20 protein-coding genes are annotated in these 20,769 nt (G+C 61.1%); 14 read left to right on the top strand and 6 right to left on the bottom strand.

Annotated features, from left to right (window positions below):
• Positions 1-418: 418 nt before the first annotated feature.
• Together fabI and CSZ94_RS01520 are read right to left on the bottom strand one after the other, a co-directional pair.
• On the bottom strand, positions 419-1,207 hold the full coding sequence (gene fabI, locus CSZ94_RS01525; protein WP_102119864.1) for an enoyl-ACP reductase FabI: 789 nt from the start codon (positions 1,205-1,207) through the stop codon (positions 419-421).
• A gap of 102 nt (positions 1,208-1,309) precedes the next feature.
• Positions 1,310-2,725 carry a transglycosylase SLT domain-containing protein gene (locus tag CSZ94_RS01520; protein WP_102119863.1) on the bottom strand — a complete coding sequence of 472 codons (1,416 nt, stop codon included), beginning with the start codon at positions 2,723-2,725 and terminating at the stop codon, positions 1,310-1,312.
• Positions 2,726-3,068: 343 nt separating this feature from the next.
• On the opposite strand from CSZ94_RS01520, the gene CSZ94_RS01515 reads away from it, so the two are divergent.
• On the top strand, positions 3,069-3,647 hold the full coding sequence (locus CSZ94_RS01515; protein WP_374703553.1) for a DUF1415 domain-containing protein: 579 nt from the start codon (positions 3,069-3,071) through the stop codon (positions 3,645-3,647).
• Positions 3,647-3,841 (top strand): DUF1289 domain-containing protein, encoded by a 195-nt coding sequence (locus CSZ94_RS01510; RefSeq protein WP_102119862.1) that lies wholly within the window; start codon positions 3,647-3,649, stop codon positions 3,839-3,841. The genes CSZ94_RS01515 and CSZ94_RS01510 overlap by 1 nt, the downstream gene beginning before the upstream one ends.
• 66 nt (positions 3,842-3,907) lie before the next feature.
• Here the strand turns inward: CSZ94_RS01510 and CSZ94_RS01505 are convergent, their stop codons facing one another.
• Complete coding sequence (locus CSZ94_RS01505) at positions 3,908-4,414, bottom strand: DUF1993 domain-containing protein (protein ID WP_102119861.1); 507 nt, start codon at positions 4,412-4,414, stop codon at positions 3,908-3,910.
• Between the two features lie 261 nt (positions 4,415-4,675).
• On the opposite strand from CSZ94_RS01505, the gene CSZ94_RS01500 reads away from it, so the two are divergent.
• Complete coding sequence (locus CSZ94_RS01500; protein ID WP_102119860.1) at positions 4,676-7,801, top strand: bifunctional diguanylate cyclase/phosphodiesterase; 3,126 nt, start codon at positions 4,676-4,678, stop codon at positions 7,799-7,801.
• Positions 7,802-7,811: 10 nt separating this feature from the next.
• Complete coding sequence (locus tag CSZ94_RS01495) at positions 7,812-10,085, top strand: xanthine dehydrogenase family protein molybdopterin-binding subunit (protein WP_180977316.1); 2,274 nt, start codon at positions 7,812-7,814, stop codon at positions 10,083-10,085.
• Between the two features lie 6 nt (positions 10,086-10,091).
• On the opposite strand, the gene CSZ94_RS01490 is transcribed toward CSZ94_RS01495, so the two are convergent.
• Positions 10,092-10,520, bottom strand: a complete 429-nt coding sequence (locus CSZ94_RS01490; protein WP_102119859.1) for a thioredoxin family protein — start codon at positions 10,518-10,520, stop codon at positions 10,092-10,094.
• Between the two features lie 277 nt (positions 10,521-10,797).
• On the opposite strand from CSZ94_RS01490, the gene CSZ94_RS01485 reads away from it, so the two are divergent.
• Positions 10,798-11,715 carry a 23S rRNA (adenine(2030)-N(6))-methyltransferase RlmJ gene (locus CSZ94_RS01485; protein ID WP_096236456.1) on the top strand — a complete coding sequence of 306 codons (918 nt, stop codon included), beginning with the start codon at positions 10,798-10,800 and terminating at the stop codon, positions 11,713-11,715.
• A gap of 65 nt (positions 11,716-11,780) precedes the next feature.
• On the opposite strand, the gene CSZ94_RS01480 is transcribed toward CSZ94_RS01485, so the two are convergent.
• Complete coding sequence (locus tag CSZ94_RS01480) at positions 11,781-12,530, bottom strand: SAM-dependent methyltransferase (protein WP_102119858.1); 750 nt, start codon at positions 12,528-12,530, stop codon at positions 11,781-11,783.
• A gap of 18 nt (positions 12,531-12,548) precedes the next feature.
• The gene (locus CSZ94_RS01475) at positions 12,549-13,157 is read right to left on the bottom strand and encodes a Maf-like protein (RefSeq protein ID WP_102119938.1); all 609 of its coding nucleotides are present in this window, start codon (positions 13,155-13,157) and stop codon (positions 12,549-12,551) included.
• A gap of 235 nt (positions 13,158-13,392) precedes the next feature.
• On the opposite strand from CSZ94_RS01475, the gene CSZ94_RS01470 reads away from it, so the two are divergent.
• The 9 genes from CSZ94_RS01470 (at position 13,393) to CSZ94_RS01430 (ending at position 20,735) form a co-directional block, all read left to right on the top strand.
• Positions 13,393-13,890 (top strand): YceD family protein, encoded by a 498-nt coding sequence (locus tag CSZ94_RS01470; protein WP_102119857.1) that lies wholly within the window; start codon positions 13,393-13,395, stop codon positions 13,888-13,890.
• A 245-nt stretch (positions 13,891-14,135) separates the two neighbouring features.
• A complete protein-coding gene (rpmF, locus tag CSZ94_RS01465) occupies positions 14,136-14,318 on the top strand; it encodes a 50S ribosomal protein L32 (RefSeq protein ID WP_010399517.1) in 183 nt (60 codons plus the stop codon).
• Between the two features lie 210 nt (positions 14,319-14,528).
• The gene (plsX, locus tag CSZ94_RS01460; RefSeq protein WP_102119856.1) at positions 14,529-15,596 is read left to right on the top strand and encodes a phosphate acyltransferase PlsX; all 1,068 of its coding nucleotides are present in this window, start codon (positions 14,529-14,531) and stop codon (positions 15,594-15,596) included.
• Between the two features lie 15 nt (positions 15,597-15,611).
• Positions 15,612-16,610 carry a beta-ketoacyl-ACP synthase III gene (locus CSZ94_RS01455; protein ID WP_102119855.1) on the top strand — a complete coding sequence of 333 codons (999 nt, stop codon included), beginning with the start codon at positions 15,612-15,614 and terminating at the stop codon, positions 16,608-16,610.
• Between the two features lie 31 nt (positions 16,611-16,641).
• The gene (gene fabD / locus CSZ94_RS01450) at positions 16,642-17,583 is read left to right on the top strand and encodes an ACP S-malonyltransferase (RefSeq protein WP_102119854.1); all 942 of its coding nucleotides are present in this window, start codon (positions 16,642-16,644) and stop codon (positions 17,581-17,583) included.
• A gap of 49 nt (positions 17,584-17,632) precedes the next feature.
• On the top strand, positions 17,633-18,376 hold the full coding sequence (fabG, locus tag CSZ94_RS01445) for a 3-oxoacyl-ACP reductase FabG (RefSeq protein ID WP_102119853.1): 744 nt from the start codon (positions 17,633-17,635) through the stop codon (positions 18,374-18,376).
• 178 nt (positions 18,377-18,554) lie between these two features.
• Positions 18,555-18,794, top strand: a complete 240-nt coding sequence (gene acpP, locus CSZ94_RS01440; RefSeq protein ID WP_008449912.1) for an acyl carrier protein — start codon at positions 18,555-18,557, stop codon at positions 18,792-18,794.
• Between the two features lie 29 nt (positions 18,795-18,823).
• Complete coding sequence (gene fabF, locus CSZ94_RS01435; protein WP_102119852.1) at positions 18,824-20,074, top strand: beta-ketoacyl-ACP synthase II; 1,251 nt, start codon at positions 18,824-18,826, stop codon at positions 20,072-20,074.
• A gap of 130 nt (positions 20,075-20,204) precedes the next feature.
• Positions 20,205-20,735 (top strand): hypothetical protein, encoded by a 531-nt coding sequence (locus CSZ94_RS01430; RefSeq protein ID WP_146009708.1) that lies wholly within the window; start codon positions 20,205-20,207, stop codon positions 20,733-20,735.
• The last annotated feature ends 34 nt before the right edge of the window (positions 20,736-20,769 follow it).

The raw sequence follows: 20,769 nt of genomic DNA, 5'->3' as shown, positions 1-20,769 counted from the left end.
CTCAACTAGAAAGAAATTTCGGCACAAAAGCTTTGCGCCGGGACGGTGTCAGGTGCGACACACAAGGCGGGAGGGCTTTATAAGCGGCATCCTGTGGATGCGCTAAGGCTTGCGAAGCTGCTAAGTTTGTAATTGCATACTGCGGTGTTGCCATCGCTTCAAGCGAACATATTGCAGCGCACAACGACACTATACCGTATTTGCCGTCGTTTTGCACGGCCTAAATGGGAAGAAACGCCAGTCCTACCACGTTTTGAACATGTTTCCTATGTGGAATGAGTAAGATTACGTAGCTTTCCGCCAGTCCGGCAAGCATGGTGGCGATGTCGTCGGGCAACGGGGGCGCCTGTGCCAGTATTGCTTCATCCGTTGATGCAGGGTGTGCCGGGACAGGCCCCGCACTTGCGCCACATTCCTGTCACTCGACTTCGGGATTAACGGCCATCACTTGCGAAAAGCCGCCATCGACGTAGCTAATCTCGCCCGTGATACCCGAGGCCAGGTCGGACAGCAAAAAGGCGGCCGTGTTGCCCACTTCTTCAATGGTAACGTTGCGCCGCAGCGGGGCGTGCTCGGCCACAAAGCCCAGGAGCTTGCTGAAATCCTTGATGCCGGAGGCGGCCAGGGTCTTGATGGGGCCGGCCGAGATGCCGTTGGCGCGGATGCCGCGCGGACCCAGCGATTCGGCCAGGTAGCGCACGGACGCTTCCAGCGACGCCTTGGCCAGGCCCATGGTGTTGTAGTAGGGCACGGCGCGCACGGCGCCCAGGTAGCTCAGGGTCAGGACCGAGGCACCCGGATGCAGCAGGGGCAGGGCCGCCTTGGCCATGGCAGGGAAGCTGTAGGCGGAAATGTCGTGCGCGATGTGGAAGCTGTCGCGCGACAGGCCGTCGAGGAAGTCGCCGGCGATCGCTTCGCGCGGCGCGAAACCGATGGCGTGCACGAGGCCGTCGAGGTGTTCCCAGTGGCGCGCCAGGTCGCTGAAGATGGCGCTGATCTGTTCATCGCTGGAAACGTCGCAGTCAAACACCAGTTCGCTGCCGAATTCGGCGGCAAACTCCGTGATGCGCTCCTTGAAGCGCTCGCCTACATAGGTGAAGGCGAGGGTGGCGCCTTCGCGGTGGCAAGCCTTGGCGATGCCATAGGCGATGGAGCGGTTGGACAGCAGGCCCGTGATGAGGATTTTTTTGCCTTGCAAGAAAGCCATGACGACTCCTGTCTGGGTGGGTGGACGGGGTGGGCGTATGTACAAGCGGCCGCGACAGCAAAGCTGTGGCGGCCGGTGGTGTGTCTCAGAAGGACCAGGCGATCAGTGACGCGCTTTTGCCCGGCTATTGCCGCCGCCGCGCTGGATGCGCGGTTTCACCAGAGAAATTGGCGCAGTTTGCACCTTGCCGCCCTTGGCGACGCGGCGCAGTGCTTTGGCGGCCCGTTCCGGACGGTCCGCTTCCAGCAGCATGGTGGCGCTATCGGCAATTTCTTGGGTGATATCCTTGTTCATCGTGGCCGAGGTTTTCGGCACGAGGATGGTGGAGCCGGCGCGCAGGCTGGTGCGTTGGGGAATGTTGTTGGCCTGACGCAGCACGTCGGCCGTGGTGCCGAATTTCGACGCCAGGGTTTCGATGCGTTCGCGCGCATTGGTGATCTTGTGCGTGGTCCAGCTCGACAAGGCATGGCCCCATTGCGCCAGATTGGTGGTGAACTTGGCGGCGTTTTCCTGCGGCAACAAAATCTTGGTCTTTTCGCCGCCGATGATGACGGGGCGGTTAAATTGCGGATTCAAGGCCTTGAATTCATCCATCGACAGTTCGGCCAGCTGGGCGGCGACGGTGATGTCGATGTCGCTGGTCTTGTCGATGGCCGTGAAATAGGGCTGGTTGTCGACCACGGGCAGGGTCAGGCCGAACTGGGCCGGATTGGCGATGATGTTTTTCACCGCTTGCAGCTTGGGCACGTAATTGCGCGTTTCGGCCGGCATCAGGTCGGCCAGGCTTTCGAAATCGGTGGGCTTGCCCAGCGCCTGGTTTTTCTTGATGGCGCGCTGCACCGAGCCTTCGCCCCAGTTATAGGCGGCCAATGCCAGTTGCCAGTCGCCAAACATGTCATACAGGCGCTGCAGATACGTCAGGGCCGCGTCGGTCGAGGCCAGCACGCCGCGGCGCTCGTCCTTGAACATATTTTGCTTGAGGTTGAAATCACGCCCCGTGGCTGGCACGAATTGCCACATGCCGGCCGCATTGGCGCTGGAGAACGCTTGCGGGTTGAAGGCGGACTCGATGAACGGCAACAAGGCCAGTTCCGTCGGCATGCCGCGTTTTTCCAGTTCCTGCACCACGTGGAAGATATAGCGCGAGGCGCGCGCCGTCGTGCGGGCGATGTAGTCGGGGCGGGTGGCATACCAGTTGACGTGGTTGGCCACCAGCTGGTTGTTGATGTCGGGAATCGCATAGCCGCTGCGGATGCGGCCCCAGACGTCGGCTTCGCGCAGCGGATCGGAATTGTCGCTGAGGTTTTTCAGCAGACGATCGGTCTTTTGCAGGCGGTTGTCGAGGGTGGGGAGTTTCGCCGTGACCTGGGCGGTCATCGGGATCAGGGCCGGTGCGGTGGCGGCGGCGACTGGCGCGTTATCGCTCTCAACACCGGCTTCGTACGCCTGGCTGAGGGCGGGCGCAAGCGCCAGGGCCAACGCCGCCAGGACGGTAGATGTAAAGGAGTTTTCGTGCATAGTGTTCCATTGTTGTCGTCGGAGAAACATCGGACAGACCCATGATCAAGCTGCGAGTGTACGTATATCCACATGCAGGAGTCAAGAATTATGTCAGCATGATGACAGGAAATACGCGGCAATCAGTAGCAATAAGTGGGAAGCGACTGGGTCTCCATTCGTAAATGCTGTCATTATTGCAAATTTAATTTGCCCGATGCGTGATTCGGCCGCTGTTATAGCATACATGGCGACGACGATGGCGCAAGCTTGGCAGCCGTCCAGTATGAGACTGCGCAAAGAGTGCGTACAATTTGGCTTTGGCCGGCCATTCAGCTGCCGGCCGCCTTATTAATAGAGAGTCATGCATATGAACACCCCGCCGCGCCACGACGACGATAACGCCGTCATCATCGCCAATACCGTTGCCTGGCTGGAAAAGGCCGTGATCGGCCTGAACCTGTGCCCGTTCGCCAAGGCCGTGCACGTCAAGAAGCAGATCCGCTACGTGGTGTGCGAATCGGGCAATCCGGAAGATTTGCTGGCGATGCTGATGGACGAGCTGCAAACGCTGGCCGACACGGACCCCGAGCAGATCGACACGACCTTGCTGATCCATCCGTACACCTTGAACGATTTCCTCGACTACAACGAGTTTCTCGATGTGGCCGACGCGGCCGTGGAAGACATGCACCTGGCCGGCGAACTGCAAGTGGCCAGTTTCCACCCGAACTACCAGTTTGCCGAGACGTTCGAAGACGACATCAGCAATTACACCAACCGTTCGCCCTACCCGACCCTGCACCTGCTGCGCGAAGACAGCATAGAGCGCGCCGTCGAGGCATTCCCGGAAGCGTCGGAAATCTTTGACAAGAATATCGCCACCCTGGAAGCGCTGGGTGTCGAAGGCTGGGAAAAGCTCGGCTTGCCGAAGGTGTCCTGATGGCGGAACAGGAACTGCCGCCGCGTCCAGACACGCCCTGCGTGGCCGTCTGCTCGACGACGTTCGATGAAATCTGCCGCGGCTGCGGCCGCACGGTGGTGGAAGTGGCCCACTGGGTGTCGATGACGGATGAAGAGAAGGAAGTGGTATGGGTGCGGATTCTTTCTCAAGGGTATCCGCGCCGGAATACTTAAGTAACCCAATGCAACTGCCGGGGTCGGACCTTCAAGGTCCGACCCCGGTACTTTAGGGGGTAACGATTAATAGCTGCCGATGAAATCCTTCTTGCCCACTTCGATGCCATTGTGGCGCAGGATGTCGTAGGCCGTCGTCGCGTGGAAGAAAAAGTGCGGCAGCGCGTAGTGGAACAGATACGTCTGGCCCGTGAAGTGCTTGGTCTTTTCGCCGCTGCCGGTGGTGATGGCGCGCGTTTCGCTGCCGGCTATGTCCGCTTGCGGCAGGCTTTCCAGGAAGGCGATGGTTTTCACGATGCGCGCTTTCAACTCTGCAAAGCTCTGTTCGCTGTCTTCATACGGTGGCACGGCCACGCCGGCCAGGCGCGCGCCGCAGCCCTTGGCGAAGTCGGTGGCGATCTGGATCTGGCGCACGAAGGGCAGCATGTCCGGGAACAAGCGGAATTGCAGCAGGGCGTTCGGGTCGATTTTCTTGTCTTGCGCCTGCGTTTCGGCCTTGTCCAGGATGGCGGCCAGGCTGCCCAGGATCTGTTTGAAGACGGGGATGGAAGCGGAGTAGATGGAGAAGGTCATGGTGGTTCCTCTAGGTAAAGTGGCGCGATGATAGCAAGCTGCGCGCTTTTCTGCTGGCGCTGGCCGGGCGCGCCAGCCCGCGTGTGGTTTTTCAACCCTGTCTATATGGCATGACGTGGCCGCTGGCGCGTGTTTATTGGTGACTTCCCCCGCTTTTTCCATGCATAATTGCTCCTGAAAAAGTTTCTTCCCGCCTTATCACCCGGATTGCCCTGTAAAGTTCCATGATTGCCTGCCTGATCCCTATCGCCCTGTTGCCGCATGTTTAATTCGCCCTATCAGCGCCTGCGCGCCAGCCTGCGCGTGCTGTACGGCTCGTCGATCTATGGCGCCTTGTTGCTGGTGGTGTTTGGCGGCCTGGTCGTTCCCGCCATTTTCGGCAGCTACCTGCTGGTCGGCGTGCATGAACGCCAGTCGGCGCGCACCAGCCTGAACGAAGCCTTGCAGCGCAATGCCGACATCCTGGCGCTGGGCATGCAGGAATCGCTGTGGAACATGAATGCGGAATCGGCCCATTCGCTGGTCGAGTCGGTGATGCGCGACCGCGCCGTGCTGCTGGTGAAGGTGCAGGGGCAGGGTGATACGGAATTCATCAGCCTGCAGGCGCCGCAGCGGCCCGTGGGTAATCTGTATCGCGCCGAGCGCGACATCCTCGTGCGCGGCGAACGCATCGGCCACATCGTCGTCGAGATGGACGATGCGCGCAGCCAGCAGGAGCTGCGCGAAAAGCAGATGTCCTACATTTTCGTGTTGGGCGCGCAGCTGGCCGTGTCGATGGCGCTGATCGTGCTGTTCCTGAACCGCCGCCTGTTGAAACCTCTGCGCCGCCTGACGGGCTTTTCCGACCGCCTGTCACACGGCGATTTCGATACGCCGCTGGCCTCGCACAGCAATGACGAACTGGGACGCCTGACGGCCCAGCTCGAGCAAATGCGCGCGGCCATCCGCCAGCTGTTCGAAGATGTGGGTCAGCGCGAAGAGCGTTTCCGCAGCATCGTCACGCAGGTGCCGGGCGCCGTCTTCCGCTATCGGCCCGACGGCCCCATCGATTTTGTCAGCGATGCCATCGAGGACATCGCCGGCTATTCGGCGCGCCAGTTCATGCGCGGCACTACGCATGCCTGGGTTGACCTGATCTGCCCGGAAGACCGCCGCGAACACCGCCGCGGCGTGCGCCAGGCGGTGCTAGAGGTGCGCCCGTATGCACTGGAATACCGCATCATCGACGCTTTCGGCATCGAGCGCTGGGTGGCGGAGAATGGCCAGCCGCAGGCGGGCGAGCAGGGCGTCACCTGGGTTGACGGCATCATTGCCGACATCAGCCAGCGCAAGCACCACGAGATGCGCATCGAGGCGCTGCTGACGGAGCAAAGCGCGATACTGGACAACGTGATGTTCGGCGTGATGTTCGTGCGCCACCGGCGCATCATTTCCGTCAATCGCCGTTGCGAGGAACTGTTTGGCTATGGCCACGCCGAGATGACGGGCAGTTCGACCGCCATCGTGTTCATGACGTCGTATGACTTCGAGGAAGCGGGCGAGCGCCAGTATCCGGCGCTGGCGAGCGGTGGCGATTTCAGCGAGGAGCGCCAATACAAGCGCCGCGATGGGAGCCTGTTCTGGGCGCTGGTCAGCGGCTGCGCGCTCGATCCGCTGCGCCCCAACGAAGGCAGCATCTGGGTGTATGCCGATATCACGGCGCGCAAGGAAGCGGAAGAAAAGCTGCGCCTGTCGGCCACCGTGCTGGAATACATCGCCGATGGCGTGATGGTCGTCGACGCGCATGGCATCATCGTCACCGTCAATCCCGCCTTTACGCAGATCACCGGCTATACCGAGGCCGAGGCGGTGGGCCGGCATTCATCGCTGAACCGCTCGGCGCGCCACGACGCGGCGTTTTACGAGGTCATGTGGCACGAACTGAAGGCCAGCGGTTTCTGGCGCGGTGAAATCTGGCACCAACGCAAGAACGGTGAAATTTACCTGGAATGGCTGACCATCAGCGCCGTGCGCGACGCGCGCGCCGACACCATGCATTACGTGGGCGTGTTCAGCGACATCACCTTGATCAAGGAGTCGCAGGAAAAGCTCGACCACATGGCCCACCACGACCCGTTGACGACGCTGCCGAACCGTCTGCTGTTCCACGACCGCCTGCAGCACGCCCTGCTGCGCGCCGCGCGCGACCAGGAGCAACTGGCCGTGTTGTTCATCGACCTGGACCGCTTCAAGAACGTCAACGACACCCTGGGCCACCATGTCGGCGATGAATTGCTGCAAAAGGTGGCCAGCCAACTGGCTACCCGACTGCGCGAAGGCGACACGCTGGCGCGCCTGGGCGGCGACGAGTTCATCGTGCTGCTCGAGCGCATCGACGGCGAATACGGCGCCACGCAGGTGGCGGAAAAGCTGATGACCATGTTCGACCAGCCGTTTACGGTGGCCGGCCATGAATTGTTCGTCACCTGCAGCGTGGGTATCAGCCTGTATCCCGATGATGCGCTGGACTTGAACATGCTGATCCGCAATGCCGACGTGGCCATGTACCAGGCCAAGGCGCGCGGGCGCAATGGCTACCGCTTCTATGCGCCGTCGATGACGGGCGAGGGTGTCGAGCGCCTGCGCCTGGAAACCTTTTTGCGCCGCTCGATCGAGAAAAACGAGGTGTTCCTGAATTACCAGCCGCAGGTGGAAATCGACACGGGCCGCCTGGTCGGCGTCGAGGCGCTGGTGCGCTGGAACCACCCGGAACTGGGCCTGGTGCCGCCGGTGCGTTTCATCCCGCTAGCCGAAGACAGCGGTTTCATCAACCAGCTGGGCAAATGGGTGCTCGACGAAGCGTGCCGCCAGATGATGCGCTGGCAGGCGCAGGGCTTGCACGTGCCGAAGATGGCCGTCAACCTGTCGGTGAAACAGTTCGAGCGGGGCAGCATCGCCGGCATGGTGGCCGATATCTTGCAGGAAACGGGGCTGGAGCCGCAGCGTTTGCAGCTGGAAGTGACGGAATCGGTCATCATGAACACGGACGACGCCCTCGGTTTCATCAATGATTTGCATGCCATCGGCGTGGGCCTGGCCATCGACGATTTTGGCACCGGTTATTCTTCGCTCGCGTATCTGAAACAGTTGCCCGTGCAGACCCTGAAGATCGACCGCTCCTTCATCAAGGATATCTCGACGGACGTGAACGACGAAGCGATTGCGATTGCCATCATCCAGCTTGGCAAGAGCATGCACTTGTCGGTGATTGCCGAAGGCGTGGAGACGCAAGAGCAGGCCGCCTTCCTGCTGCGCCATGGCTGCAAGCTGGCGCAAGGATATTTTTATAGCCGTCCGCTACTGGCACAGGATATGCTGGAGCGCTGGATCGATCACTCACCACTCTAAAGGACAACCCATGGCCGCACAATCTTCCCCGTCGCGCCGCCGTTTCCTGCTCGGCGGCCTGGGTCTCGGCGTGGCCGGCGTGGGCGCCCTGGTGCTGGGCTGGGGCGTGCTGCCGCCGCGCCAGCGCCTGCACGGCAGCGCGCCGCTGCCGCTCCAGGATGGCGCCGTGGCGCTGAATGGCTGGCTGGCCATCGGCGCGGATGGCATGGTGATCCTGGCCATGCCGCGCAGCGAGATGGGGCAGGGCGTGCACACGGCCTTGCCCATGCTGGTGGCCGAGGAACTCGACGTGCCTTTGAACAGCGTCAAGCTGATCCAGGGGCCCATGGATAAAATCTTCGGCAATGTGGCCATGCTCAAGGATAGCCTGCCGTTCCACCCGGACGACCAGGGCCGCCTGAAGACGCTGGCCCAGTGGACCGTGGCCAAGGCGGCGCGCGAACTGGGCGTGATCGTCACGGGCGGTTCGTCCAGCGTGAAGGATGGCTGGGGCCCCATGCGCGAGGCGGGGGCGTCGGCGCGCGCCATGCTGCTGAAAGCTGCCGCCGCGCAGTGGCAAGTGCCGGCCGCGCAATGCCGCACGCAGGATGGCACCGTGATCCACCCCGATGGCCGGCGCGCCAGCTACGCCAGCCTGGCGCAGCGCGCCGCCGCCATCGACCCGGGCACGCCCGTGCTGAAACTGCCCCAGGATTTCAAACTGATCGGCCAGCCGGCGCCGCGCCGCGACACGCCGTCCAAAGTGAATGGCAGCGCGCGGTTCGGCATCGATGCGCGCCCGCCCGGCATGCTGTACGCGGCCCTGCATTTGCCGCCGCGCCTGGGCGATACCTTGGCCGCATTCGATGCAGCACCCATCCTGGCCTTGCCGGGCGTGATAAAAGTGCTGGACCTGACGCCGCAGCTGGCTCAGCGCAGCGTCTCTTGTGCCGCCGTGGTGGCCGACACCTGGTGGCACGCCAAACAGGCGGCGGCCGCCTTGCCGACGCAGTGGAAGGCTGACCCGCAAGCGAAGCTGTCCAGCGCCGGCGTGTATGCGGAGTTTGCCCGCCTGTTGGATAGCGAGGCGGGCCATGCCTACCACGCCAGCGGCGAGGTGGAGGGCAAGGCTGTGCAGGCTTTGCGCAGCGTCAAGGCTGAATACCGCGCGCCGTTCCTGGCGCACGCGGCCATGGAACCCGTCAACTGCACCGCGCAGGTCAAAGATGGCAAGGTGATGCTGTGGGTCTCGACGCAGGCGCCCGGCATCGCCGTCGACGTGGCGGCGAAAGTGGCCGGCGTCGACGCGAAGGACGTGGTCATCGAGGTGCTGCTGCTCGGCGGCGGTTTCGGCCGCCGTCTGGAAGTGGACATGGTGGCGCAAGCCGTGGCCATTGCGCTGCAGTGCGACGGCGCACCGGTGCAGCTGGTGTGGACGCGAGAGCAGGACATACAGCACGATATGTACCGTCCCGCCGCGCTGGCGCGTTTTGCGGCACGCCTCGATGAGCACGGCCGCATCGCGTCCTGGGACAATAAATCCGTCAGCGGTTCCATCACGCATCAGTTTCTGCAGCGCAATTTTGGCTTGCCCGGCGCGGGGCCGGACAAGACCACGGCCGAAGGCGAATTCGACATGCCGTATGAAATTGCCAACCAGCGCATCGCCCACGTAATCGCCGATAGCGTTGTTCCCATCGGCTACTGGCGCTCGGTGGGGCATTCGCACAACGCATTCTTCAAGGAAAGTTTTATCGATGAGCTGGCGCATGCGGCGGGGCAGGATGGCATCGTTTTCCGCCGCGCCATGTTATTGAAACATCCGCGTCACCTGGCCGTGCTCGATGCGGCGGTGGCCAAGGCGGGCACTCCTCCGCCCGGCCATGCGCATGGCGTGGCCTTGCACCAGTCGTTCGGCAGCATCGTGGCGCAAGTGGCGCAAGTGTCCGTGGAAAATGGCGAGATCCGCGTGCAGCGCGTGGTGTGCGCCATCGATTGCGGCATCGCCGTCAATCCGAACATCATCGCCCAGCAGATGGAGTCGGCCGTGCTGTTCGGCCTGTCGGCGGCGCTGGGCGGCGAGATTACCTTCAAAGATGGCAAAGTGGAGCAGAGCAATTTCCACGACTATCCCGTGCTGCGCATGGGGCAAACGCCCGAGGTGGTAAGCATCATCATCGCCAGCGCCGAGCATCCCGAAGGCGTGGGCGAACCGGGCACGCCGCCCATCGCGCCGGCCGTGGCCAACGCCGTATTCAGCTTGACGGGGAAACGGCTGCGCAGCCTGCCGCTGCGTCTCGCTTGAGGTGGCTCAGGCCAGGGTGGCGGCCAGTAATTGACGCAAATTGCAATCGCGCTGCCAGTCGCGTCGCTCCTGCGTGCTGCCGGCCAGCGCCGCCAGTTCATCCCCGCTGAGCGCCTGCTGCGCCTGCACCATGCGGTGCGCCAGGCCGCCGTCGGGCAGCACGGTGCCGAAGAAGGCCACGTTGTCATCGCGCTGTATCAGCAGGGTGGGAAAGTTGTCGATATCGAGGTCGCCCACCACGTCGGCCTGGTCTTCGATGTCGATCCAGATGAAGACGGTATCCGGATGGCGCGCGGCCAGTTCCTCGAACGTGGCGCGGTAGCTGCCACAGGTGCCGCACCACAGCGCACACAGGCAGGCCACCGTCCAGTGCGGGCCGGCCAGGGCTGCCGCGACGTCGGCGCGGTTATCGGTCGTGAGGGTCAGGCTGTGCATGGCGGTATATATGAGTAGGCGGATGGGCGCGGGGCGCCCGATGCGCGTATTCTACCTTGCCCGGCCCCTTCAATCCTGAGAATGCATGAGCTTGTTTAGCTGTGTTTTTTGATGTAATACGCCTTTCTGGTGGATAATGCTGCTTATTGCGCGCTGATGACGCTGGTCCATGCTGTTTCCTGGCCCCGCAGCCTGACCCCCTCCAGTCTGTTTTCATGCCCTGCCCGGTGTCAGCGCTCCCGCCTTTATTTATTTTTATTATGGAATTAGCCAGCTTATGTTGAGTTACCGCCACGCCTTTCACGCGGGTAATCACGCCGATGTGTTGAAACATTATGTGCAGATTCAGTTGTTGCAATATCTGAATCAAAAAGATACCGCCTATAGTTATATCGATACCCACTCCGGCGCGGGCGTGTATGCGCTCGACGGTGGTTATGCTGCGAAAAATGCCGAGTACGAAACGGGCATCGCGCCCCTGTGGGACCGCACGGACTTGCCGGCCTCGCTGGCCGAGTACATGAAGCTGATCAAGGAAATGAATCCGAGCGGCAAGATGCGCTACTACCCGGGGTCGCCGTACTGCGCCGACAAGGTCAGTCGCGAGCAAGACCGTCTGCGCCTGTTCGAACTGCATCCTGCCGATGCCAAGATTCTGGCTGACAACTTCCGCAAGGTCGAGGCGCATGCGCTGGCCCAGGGCGAGCGTCCTAGCGTGCGCGGCAAGCGCGTGCTCATCACCAAGGCGGACGGCTTCCAGAGCTTGAAAGCGCTGCTGCCGCCGCCTTCGCGCCGCGCGCTGGTGCTGATCGACCCGCCGTATGAAGACAAGATGGATTACCGCAAGGTCAAGGACACCCTGGCCGACGCCCTCGTGCGCTTCCCTTCAGGCATCTACGCCGTCTGGTACCCGGTGCTGCAGCGCATGGAATCGCGCCAGTTCGCCGACAAGCTCAAGCAATTGCCCAGCTCGGACTGGCTGCACGTGACCCTGACCGTCAACACGCCATCGCCGGACGGTTTCGGCTTGCACAGCAGTGGCATGTTCATTTTGAACCCGCCGTACACCCTGGAGCCGATGTTGCGCGAAGTCATGCCGTACCTGGTCAAGGTATTGGGTCGCGACGATGGCGCGAAGTTCGTATTGGAAACGGGTAAGGGCGGCCAGAAAAATACTGGAACAAGAAGAGTGTAATCGTACTTGTCCTAGTAGGGCTGCAATCAAAAACGCCACGGATAATTGTCCGTGGCGTTTGTCGTTTACTGTCCCAGCAACAAGAACACGGTCGGCTTCTTGTGGAAGTCGGGCGCCTTGCCTGCCGCCAATTGTTTCTTCCACTGCCCGCCATTCCACGTCTGCACGCTTTCCGTATCCAGGCTGAGGTCGGTGGCGACGCAGATCAACGTGGCAGGTGCGCATTGCGCTACCAGCGCTTCGAGCATGGCGGCGTTGCGGTAGGGCGTTTCGATGAACAGCTGGGTCTGCTTTTCCGTGCGCGAACGCACTTCCAGTTCCTTGATGCGCTTGGCGCGCAGAGCCGCATCGGTGGGCAGGTAGCCGTTGAAGGCGAAACTCTGGCCGTTCAAGCCGCTGGCCATCACGGCCAGCAGGATCGACGACGGGCCCACCAGTGGGCGTACTTGAATGCCGTGCTGATGCGCCAGGCGCACCAGGTCGGCGCCGGGGTCGGCCACGGCGGGCACGCCGGCCTCCGAGACGAGACCCGCATCGCGTCCCGCCAGCAAGGGCGCCAGCAAGCCGGCCAGCGCTTGCGCCGGGGTATTCACGTTGAGTTCGGAAATGGTGATTTCCTGCAAGGGCTTGGCCAGCGGATGCTGGTTGCCGATCAATTTCAGGAAGGCGCGCGCCGTCTTGGCGTTTTCCGCGACGAAATAATCGAGCTGCGACGTGATCTGCCGCACCTGCTCGGGAATGATGTGGGACAGCGGATCGATTGCGCCTTCGGACAGGCCAAGGTGGTTGGGGATCAGGTACAGGGTGCCGGTCATATTCTACTTATGGGTAAATTAAATGGTGAAAAATGCCACGCCCGCCTTGCGCAGCATGCCAGTGAGGGCGATCAGCGGCAAGCCGGTGAGGGCCGTGGGGTCAACGCTGTCGATGCATTCGAGCAGGACGATGCCCAGGCCTTCGTTCTTGGCGCTGCCGGCGCAATCATACGGTTGCTCGATGCGCAGGTAGGCGTCCAGCTCGGCATCGGGCAAGTCGCGCACGGTGACGAGGGTCTGGATATCTTCCACTTGCGCCACGGCGGGCGAGTGGCGCCCGTCGAGCAGGCACAGGGCCGTATGGAACACGGTCTGGCGTCCGCGCATGGTTTGCAGTTGCAGCATGGCACTGGCATGGTTGCCCGGCTTGCCGATCTGCGCGCCATCCAGGGTGGCGACCTGGTCGGACCCGATGACGAGGCTGCCAGGGTAGCGGTCGAGCACGGCCTGCGCCTTGGCCTGGGCCAGGCGCAGGGCCGTGGCGCTGGGGCTTTCGCCGGGCAGGGGGCTTTCGTCGAAATCGGGCACGGCCACCTCGAAGGGCAGACGCAGGCGATCCAGCAGTTCCTTGCGGTAGGTCGAACTCGATGCAAGAATCAAGCGCAATGGGGCGGAAGTTGGTATCATTCGGTAATCGATGGTGGCCGGCATGGCCTTGCTAGTCGGTGTCAGTATGTGCGTCATGGGGATTTCAGTGAAACTCCGGGGTGCGGGACCTGTCAATGAGGCCCCGGGCGGCATGGCGCTATTGGTGGTGTGTTAACAAATAGGCCAATCAGTGCGTCGAAAAAGACGCATAGCCTTTGACTCGGCACTAAAAACCCTGTTATTATCGCAGGTTTTCCGGGGAAATTTTCTACCAATGAATGCTTTTGTGATCGACGCCTTTGATTTTTGTCGTATCAGCGGGAGCCGCGAGGGTGTAACTCCTGTCGCTGAAATGACCCGGTTGACCAAGGATTGTGCAGATGCTTCCGGCGAGATCTCCTGGAAGATCGTCGGCGGCACCAGCAAGCTGGGCTACCAACAACTGACCTTGTCGGTCAACGGCACCGTTCAGCTGGTTTGCCAGCGTTGCCTGGCCCCGTATGCTTACGCAATTGATTCGACGACTACGCTGATGCTGGGCAAGGATGACGAGCACGCGGACGAGATCGAAGAAATCGTCAACGATGAAAAGATCGATGTGATCGTCGGCAGCCGCAGCATGGATGCCGCAGCCCTGATCGAAGATGAAGCCTTGCTGGCCCTGCCGCAGGTACCCAAACACGAGGTCTGCCCCGATACGGCGCAGCTCGATGCTCTCAAGACTGAAAAAAAGTCGCCGTTTGCGGCCCTGAAAGAGTTGAAGCCAGAATAAAGTAGTTAAAAGGAAGCCTCAAAAACCGTAGCGAGCGGGCAGCGCAACAACTTGTCGAGGCTTCCTGTAAAGAACGTGTCAAACGCGTGTGGTAATCGAGTATGGCAAGTGTAGTGAAATGTAGTGTAATAAACGATGTCGGTCCGGGCTATTTTCGGGTAGTCTTTGCCGCTGGGATACTCGATTCGCATGTATTTGCCTATCGATTGTGCTAAAATTTTAGAACTTATGTATTAGGAGTCATCATGGCAGTTCAACAGAACAAGAAAACCCCTTCCAAGCGCGGCATGCACCGTTCGCACGACTTCCTGGTCGCGCCGCAATTGAGCGTCGAGCCAGTTACCGGCGAAACACATCTGCGTCACCATATCAGCCCTAACGGCTTTTATCGTGGCCGCAAAGTGTTGAAGACCAAAAACGACGAGTAATCGACGTTTTTGTTGGGTAAGATGAAAGCGGTGTTGCGTGGTTATTCGGCGTGGCGCCGCTTCTTCTTTTTTATCGGCTGCAATTCATCTTGCACACCCGTCATTTTGAATCACGCTGTCCAGGTCTGTGCATGACATGTTGCGCCCTGCATATGCTCCAGTCCGATTCACATCTTGCCGCACGCCCGCAGCGGTATTGAATCAACACAAATGACAATCAAAATTTCTATCGACTGTATGGGCGGAGATCATGGTCCCTCAGTCACTATCCCCGCAGCAATTTCCTTCGTAAAACATGAGCCTGAAGCCGAACTGATCCTTGTTGGATTGGAAGACGTGATCCGTGCCGAACTGAAGAAACATAAAGCCGACACGCACCCGCGCCTGTCCGTATTGCATGCCTCCGAACAAGTTACCATGGACGATCCCCTGGAAGTGGCCCTGCGCCGCAAGAAGGATTCCTCCATGCGCGTGGCCATCGAACAGGTCAAGAGCGGCGCGGCGCAAGCCTCCGTTTCCGCCGGGAATACGGCAGCCCTGATGGCCGTGTCGCGCTATGTATTGAAAACCATGTCCGGCGTCGATCGCCCGGCCATTTGCAGCATCTTGCCGAATCAAAAGAACGGCCCCACCTACATGCTGGACCTGGGTGCCAACGTCGATTGCGAACCGCATCACTTGCACCAGTTCGCCATCATGGGCTCCGTGCTCGTTTCCGCCATGGAAGGCATAGCACGCCCGACGATCGGCTTGCTGAACGTGGGCACGGAAGATATCAAGGGCAATGAAGTGGTGAAACTCACCTCGAAGCTGCTGCAGGCCGACCACGAGCGTGGCGCGCTGAACTTCTACGGCAACGTGGAAGGCAACGATATCTTCAAGGGCACGACCGATATTGTCGTCTGCGACGGCTTTGTCGGCAATGTCACCCTGAAAGCCATCGAAGGCCTGGCACGCCTCATGAAGGACGTGCTCACTTCCGAATTCAAGCGCAACCCGATCACCATGCTGGGCGCGCTGATCGCCCGCGGGGCCTTGAAAGCCATCGGCAACCGCCTGAATCCTTCGCGTTACAACGGCGCCAGCCTGCTGGGCTTGCGTGGCCTCGTCTTCAAGAGTCATGGCAGCGCCGACGCCTATTCGTTTGAATGGGCCTTGCGCCGCGCCTTTGATGCGGCAAAAAATGACGTGCAAGCGCACTTGGCCAGCATGATCGCCGAGCTGATGCCGCGCACGCCAGTACCGGACGAACCTACATCAACAAGCTCTACCATTTAGTGGACGGGTACTTGCATGACTGTTTTTAACAAAACTTACAGCAAAATTATCGGCACCGGCAGCTACTTGCCGGAGAAGCGCGTCAGCAACCAGGACTTGACCGAACAGCTCGCCGCCAAGGGCATCGAGACGTCGGATGAATGGATCGTCTCGCGCAGCGGCATTTCCGCGCGCCATTACGCGGCGCCGTCGCAAAACTCCTCGGACCTGGGCGTGGAAGCGGCCAAGAAGGCCCTGGAAATGGCGGGCCTGAGCGGCAACGACCTGGACCTGATCATCGTCGCCAGCTCGACCCCCGATTTCTTCGGCAGCTTCCCCAGCACGGCCTGCATCGTGCAGAGCAAGCTGGGCATCACGAATCACTGCGCCGCCGTTGACGTGCAAGCCGTCTGCAGCGGCTTCGTGTATGCAGTCGCCACGGCCGATAGCTTCATCCAGTCGGGCATGCATAAAAACGTGCTGGTGATCGGTGCGGAAGTGTTTTCGCGCATCCTCAATTTCGATGACCGCGGCACCTGCGTGTTGTTTGGCGACGGCGCAGGCGCCATCGTCATGACGGCCTCCAGCGAGCCAGGCATCCTGGCCACCAAGCTGCACGCGGACGGCCGCCACTCGCATATCCTCAGCGTGCCGGGCAGTGTGGCCGGCGGCGCGCTGGCCGGTAGCGCGTTTCTGTACATGGATGGCCCGGCCGTGTTCAAGCTGGCCGTCTCGGTACTGGAAAAAGTGGCGCACGAAGCCTTGCAACACGCCAACATGACGGCGGACCAGATCGACTGGCTGATCCCGCACCAGGCGAACATCCGCATCATGAACAGCACGGCCAAGAAACTTGGCTTACCACTGGAAAAGATGGTCGTCACTGTGGACCAGCATGGCAACACCTCGGCCGCTTCGATCCCGCTGGCGCTGGACCTCGCCGTGCGCGACGGCCGCGTCAAGAAGGGCGACAACGTCATGATGGAAGGCGTGGGCGGCGGCTTTACCTGGGGCGCCGTGCTGGCGCGCATGTAATCTCGCAACACTATTAAAAAACGGAGTCAGCATGACACAATTTGCATTTGTTTTCCCAGGCCAAGGCTCGCAAGCGATTGCGATGCTCGACGGTTTCGCCGGCAACCCCGTGGTGGCCCAGACCGTGGCCGAAGCGTCGGACGCCCTGCAATTCGATCTGGGCAAGCTGATCGCCGAAGGTCCGAAAGAAGAGCTGGACCTGACCACCAACACGCAACCTGTGATGCTGACGGCGGCCGTGGCCTTTTACCGCGCCTGGCTGGCAGCGGGCGGCCCCGTGCCGAATGTCGTGGCCGGACACAGTCTCGGTGAATACTCGGCGCTGGTCGCCGCTGGCGTCATCTCGTTCAAGGACGCCGTGCCGCTCGTGCGTTTCCGCGCGCAAGCCATGCAGGAAGCCGTGCCCGTGGGGCAGGGCACGATGGCCGTCGTGCTGGGCCTGTCGGATGACGACGTGCGCGCCGCCTGTGCGGAAGCGGTGGCAGAAAACCCGGCCCTGGTGGTTGAGCCTGTCAATTTCAATGCGCCTGCGCAAGTGGTCATCGCCGGCCATACGGCGGCCGTCGAGCGCGCCTGCGAACTGGCCAAGGCCAAGGGCGCCAAGCGCGCCATGAAGCTGCCCGTCTCGGCGCCATTCCACTCGTCGCTGCTGAAGCCGGCTTCGGACCGCTTGCGCGACTACATGGCCGACTTGACGTTCGCCGCGCCGCAGATCGCCCTGATCAATAACGTCGACGTGGCCATCGTCAACGATGTCGCCGGCATCAAGGATGCGCTGGTGCGCCAGGCAGCGAGCCCCGTGCGTTGGGTGGAAACCATGCAGAAGCTTGCTCTGGATGGCATCACGCAAGTGATCGAGTGCGGTCCGGGCAAGGTCCTGATGGGCCTGGCCAAGCGCATCGATCCCGTGCTGGTGGGCGACGCCATCGTCGACCAGGCCTCGCTGGAACGCATTTTGACGCAGCTCAAATAAACATCAGATCGCGGCAGCCAGCCTGCCGCGCTTGCTTTTAAGGATACTCATGAATTTAGCAAATCAAGTCGTGTTGGTCACGGGCGCCTCGCGCGGCATCGGCCGCGCCATCGCCACCGAACTGGGCAGGCAGGGCGCCACCGTGGTTGGCACCGCCACCTCGGAAAGCGGCGCGCAGGCCATCACCGATTACCTGGCCGCCGAAGGCGTGGCAGGCAAGGGTCTGGTCCTGAACGTGACCGATGCGGCGCGCTGCGCGGCCGTCGTCGATGAAGTACAGAAAACCTACGGCAGCCTCTCGATCCTGGTCAACAATGCGGGCATCACGCAAGACCAGCTGGCCATGCGCATGAAGGATGAAGAGTGGGATAGCGTGATTTCCACCAACCTGTCGGCCGTCGGCCGCCTGTCGCGCGCCGTGTTGCGCGGCATGATGAAAGCCAAAACTGGGCGTATCATCAACATTACGTCGGTCGTGGCTTCGTCGGGCAATCCTGGGCAAATGAATTACGCGGCGGCCAAGGCCGGCGTGGAAGGCATGAGCCGCGCCCTGGCGCGCGAAATCGGCAGCCGCAACATTACGGTGAACTGCATCGCCCCGGGCTTCATCGATACCGACATGACCAAGTCGCTGAGCGCAGAGCAGCACGCGGCCCTGTTGACGCAAATTCCCCTGTCACGCCTGGGCAAACCGGAAGACGTGGCGGCGGCGGTGGCCTTTTTGGCCTCGCCGCAAGCGGCGTATATCACGGGCACGACCCTGCACGTGAACGGCGGAATGTATATGAATTGATGTGAAAGGTAGACGGGGCGGGCGTTTGTGGCATGATTCAACGGTCGTTTTTGTCTATAATCGCATCTTTTAGCAGCAGCTTCGGTCGAATTAGCAGCAGACGCCGAAATTAGTATTCGGACGCGCAAACCTGATAAAATGCGCGCACTTTCCGTAACACACACTTTGGAGCCATAACATGTCGGATATCGAACAACGCGTTAAGAAAATCGTCGCTGAGCAACTGGGCGTTGCAGAAGCAGACATCAAAATCGAATCCTCCTTCGTCGACGATCTCGGCGCCGATTCCCTGGACACCGTGGAACTGGTCATGGCCCTGGAAGACGAATTCGAAATGGAAATCCCTGACGAACAAGCTGAAAAAATCACCACCGTGCAACAGGCGATCGACTACGCCACCGCACACGTCAAGGCCTAAGCCTGTCTGACCGACTTCAGGAGAATCGCTTGAGCCGTTCTAAAAACCGTCGTGTTGTTGTAACCGGCCTGGGCTGTGTTTCACCTGTCGGCAATACTATTGCCGAGGCGTGGGGCGCAATCATTGAAGGTAAATCCGGCATTGCCACGATTACCAAGTTTGATGCATTGCCCTTCACCACGCATTTTGCCGGTGAAGTCAAAGGTTTCAATATCGAAGAGTACATCTCCGGTAAGGAAGCCCGCCACATGGATACCTTTATCCATTACGGCATGGCTGCAGGCATCCAGGCGATGCAGGACTCCGGTCTGGAAGTGACCGAGGAAAACGCCGAGCGCATCGGCGTGATCATCGGTTCCGGTATCGGTGGCTTGCCGCTGATCGAGGAAACCAAATCCGAGTACGAAAAGCGCGGTCCGCGCCGTATCTCGCCCTTTTTCGTGCCTGCCTCGATCATTAACATGATTTCTGGCAACCTTTCGATCAAATATGGTCTGAAGGGCCCGAATCTGGCGATCGTAACGGCGTGTACCACCGGTTTGCACAGCATAGGCGCTGCCGCGCGCATGATCGAGTACGGCGATGCCGACGTCATGATTGCCGGCGGTGCTGAATCGACCGTGTCGCCGCTGGGCCTGGGCGGTTTCGCCTCGGCACGTGCCTTGTCGACCCGCAACGACGATCCGGCAACGGCATCGCGTCCGTGGGATACCGACCGCGACGGCTTCGTGCTGGGCGAGGGCGCCGGTGTCATGGTGCTGGAAGAGTACGAGCAAGCGGCGGCTCGTGGTGCCAAGATCTATGCTGAAGTGCATGGTTTCGGGATGAGTGCAGATGCTTATCACATGACCTCGCCGCTGGAAGATGGTAGCGGCGGCAGCAAATCGGTGATCGCGGCGCTCAACAACGCAGGCTTGAACCCGGATCAGATTCAGTACCTGAACGCGCACGGCACGTCGACCCCGCAAGGCGACATGGCGGAAGTGATGGGTATCAAACGCACCTTCGGCGAGCATGCCAAGCATCTGGTCGTCAACTCGACGAAGTCGATGACGGGCCATTTGCTGGGCGGCGCGGGCGGTCTGGAAGCGGTGTTTACGGTCCTGGCATTGCACCATCAGGTGTCGCCACCGACCATCAACATCTTCAACCAGGATCCTGCTTGCGATCTCGATTTCTGTGCCAACACGGCGCGGGATATGAAGATCGATTATGCAGTGAAGAATTCGTTCGGCTTCGGCGGAACGAATGGCACGCTGATTTTCGGTAAAGCGAAATAAGTAGGAACTTTCAAGCGCTCGCTACGGTCAAACCGTAGTGAGCGCTGATTCGGCTCCAACGTTCGTTGGCGCCTGAATTTGCCCGGCATGGTGCCGGCGCGCCTGATGTTTTTCCCTTTGAGTTGGCAATATGTCGATTGCGGTAGCGGCTGTCATTCGCGCGCCTGTCTGTTTGCGCCTGCTGCAAGCGGTGCTGGGGCTATGCGCCTTGCTGGCTGCCTGGCCCTTGAGCGGCGTCTGGCGCGCTGCGGCTCTGTCTGGCCCCGGCCCCGGCCCCGGCCTCGGCCTCGGCCAACTGGTGGGCGGCTATGCGCTGGGCTGGCCCGGTGCGCTGCCGAGTGCGGCTGGCGGCGTGTTTTTGCTGGCTTTGCTGCGCAGGCGCAGAAAGCCGCAAGTGCTTGATATTTCGCCGGTCGGCCAGTTGCGGCTGGCGGTATATCTGGAGCATGGCGGTGCGCCGTCCGGCTCGGGGTCCTTGGTGCCGTCTGTGCTGCGCCTGTTGCCGGGCTCGACCCTGTGGCCGTCGTTGCTGGTGCTGTGCCTGGGCGATGCTGCGGGGCGGCGCACGCAGGTGCTGGTGCAGCGTGGCAGTAGCTGCGTCGCCTTCCGTCCGCTGGCCGTGGCGTGCCGGGCCATCGCGGCGCGCAGTGGGGAAGAATAAAAATGGGGCGAACACTGAACTTCTTGCAGCGGGC

The sequence above is a fragment of the Janthinobacterium sp. ROICE36 genome (assembly GCF_002869965.1).
In the GTDB taxonomy this organism is placed as follows: Bacteria; Pseudomonadota; Gammaproteobacteria; order Burkholderiales; family Burkholderiaceae_D; genus Janthinobacterium.
Note: the sequence above shows the minus strand (reverse complement) of the source record. Positions and strands in the feature narration are given on the sequence as shown.

What these genes read in the sequence shown, in the direction of transcription:
- acpP (WP_008449912.1), top strand. Translation starts at nt 18,555, where the DNA reads ATGTCGGATATCGAACAACGCGTTAAGAAAATCGTCGCTGAGCAACTG.
- CSZ94_RS01515 (WP_374703553.1), top strand. Translation starts at nt 3,069, where the DNA reads ATGCATATGAACACCCCGCCGCGCCACGACGACGATAACGCCGTCATC.
- CSZ94_RS01495 (WP_180977316.1), top strand. Translation starts at nt 7,812, where the DNA reads ATGGCCGCACAATCTTCCCCGTCGCGCCGCCGTTTCCTGCTCGGCGGC.
- CSZ94_RS01480 (WP_102119858.1), bottom strand. Translation starts at nt 12,530, where the DNA reads ATGACCGGCACCCTGTACCTGATCCCCAACCACCTTGGCCTGTCCGAA.
- CSZ94_RS01510 (WP_102119862.1), top strand. Translation starts at nt 3,647, where the DNA reads ATGGCGGAACAGGAACTGCCGCCGCGTCCAGACACGCCCTGCGTGGCC.
- CSZ94_RS01490 (WP_102119859.1), bottom strand. Translation starts at nt 10,520, where the DNA reads ATGCACAGCCTGACCCTCACGACCGATAACCGCGCCGACGTCGCGGCA.
- CSZ94_RS01500 (WP_102119860.1), top strand. Translation starts at nt 4,676, where the DNA reads ATGTTTAATTCGCCCTATCAGCGCCTGCGCGCCAGCCTGCGCGTGCTG.
- CSZ94_RS01505 (WP_102119861.1), bottom strand. Translation starts at nt 4,414, where the DNA reads ATGACCTTCTCCATCTACTCCGCTTCCATCCCCGTCTTCAAACAGATC.
- rpmF (WP_010399517.1), top strand. Translation starts at nt 14,136, where the DNA reads ATGGCAGTTCAACAGAACAAGAAAACCCCTTCCAAGCGCGGCATGCAC.
- CSZ94_RS01455 (WP_102119855.1), top strand. Translation starts at nt 15,612, where the DNA reads ATGACTGTTTTTAACAAAACTTACAGCAAAATTATCGGCACCGGCAGC.
- CSZ94_RS01485 (WP_096236456.1), top strand. Translation starts at nt 10,798, where the DNA reads ATGTTGAGTTACCGCCACGCCTTTCACGCGGGTAATCACGCCGATGTG.
- plsX (WP_102119856.1), top strand. Translation starts at nt 14,529, where the DNA reads ATGACAATCAAAATTTCTATCGACTGTATGGGCGGAGATCATGGTCCC.
- CSZ94_RS01475 (WP_102119938.1), bottom strand. Translation starts at nt 13,157, where the DNA reads ATGATACCAACTTCCGCCCCATTGCGCTTGATTCTTGCATCGAGTTCG.
- CSZ94_RS01470 (WP_102119857.1), top strand. Translation starts at nt 13,393, where the DNA reads ATGAATGCTTTTGTGATCGACGCCTTTGATTTTTGTCGTATCAGCGGG.
- CSZ94_RS01520 (WP_102119863.1), bottom strand. Translation starts at nt 2,725, where the DNA reads ATGCACGAAAACTCCTTTACATCTACCGTCCTGGCGGCGTTGGCCCTG.
- fabI (WP_102119864.1), bottom strand. Translation starts at nt 1,207, where the DNA reads ATGGCTTTCTTGCAAGGCAAAAAAATCCTCATCACGGGCCTGCTGTCC.
- CSZ94_RS01430 (WP_146009708.1), top strand. Translation starts at nt 20,205, where the DNA reads ATGTCGATTGCGGTAGCGGCTGTCATTCGCGCGCCTGTCTGTTTGCGC.
- fabD (WP_102119854.1), top strand. Translation starts at nt 16,642, where the DNA reads ATGACACAATTTGCATTTGTTTTCCCAGGCCAAGGCTCGCAAGCGATT.
- fabG (WP_102119853.1), top strand. Translation starts at nt 17,633, where the DNA reads ATGAATTTAGCAAATCAAGTCGTGTTGGTCACGGGCGCCTCGCGCGGC.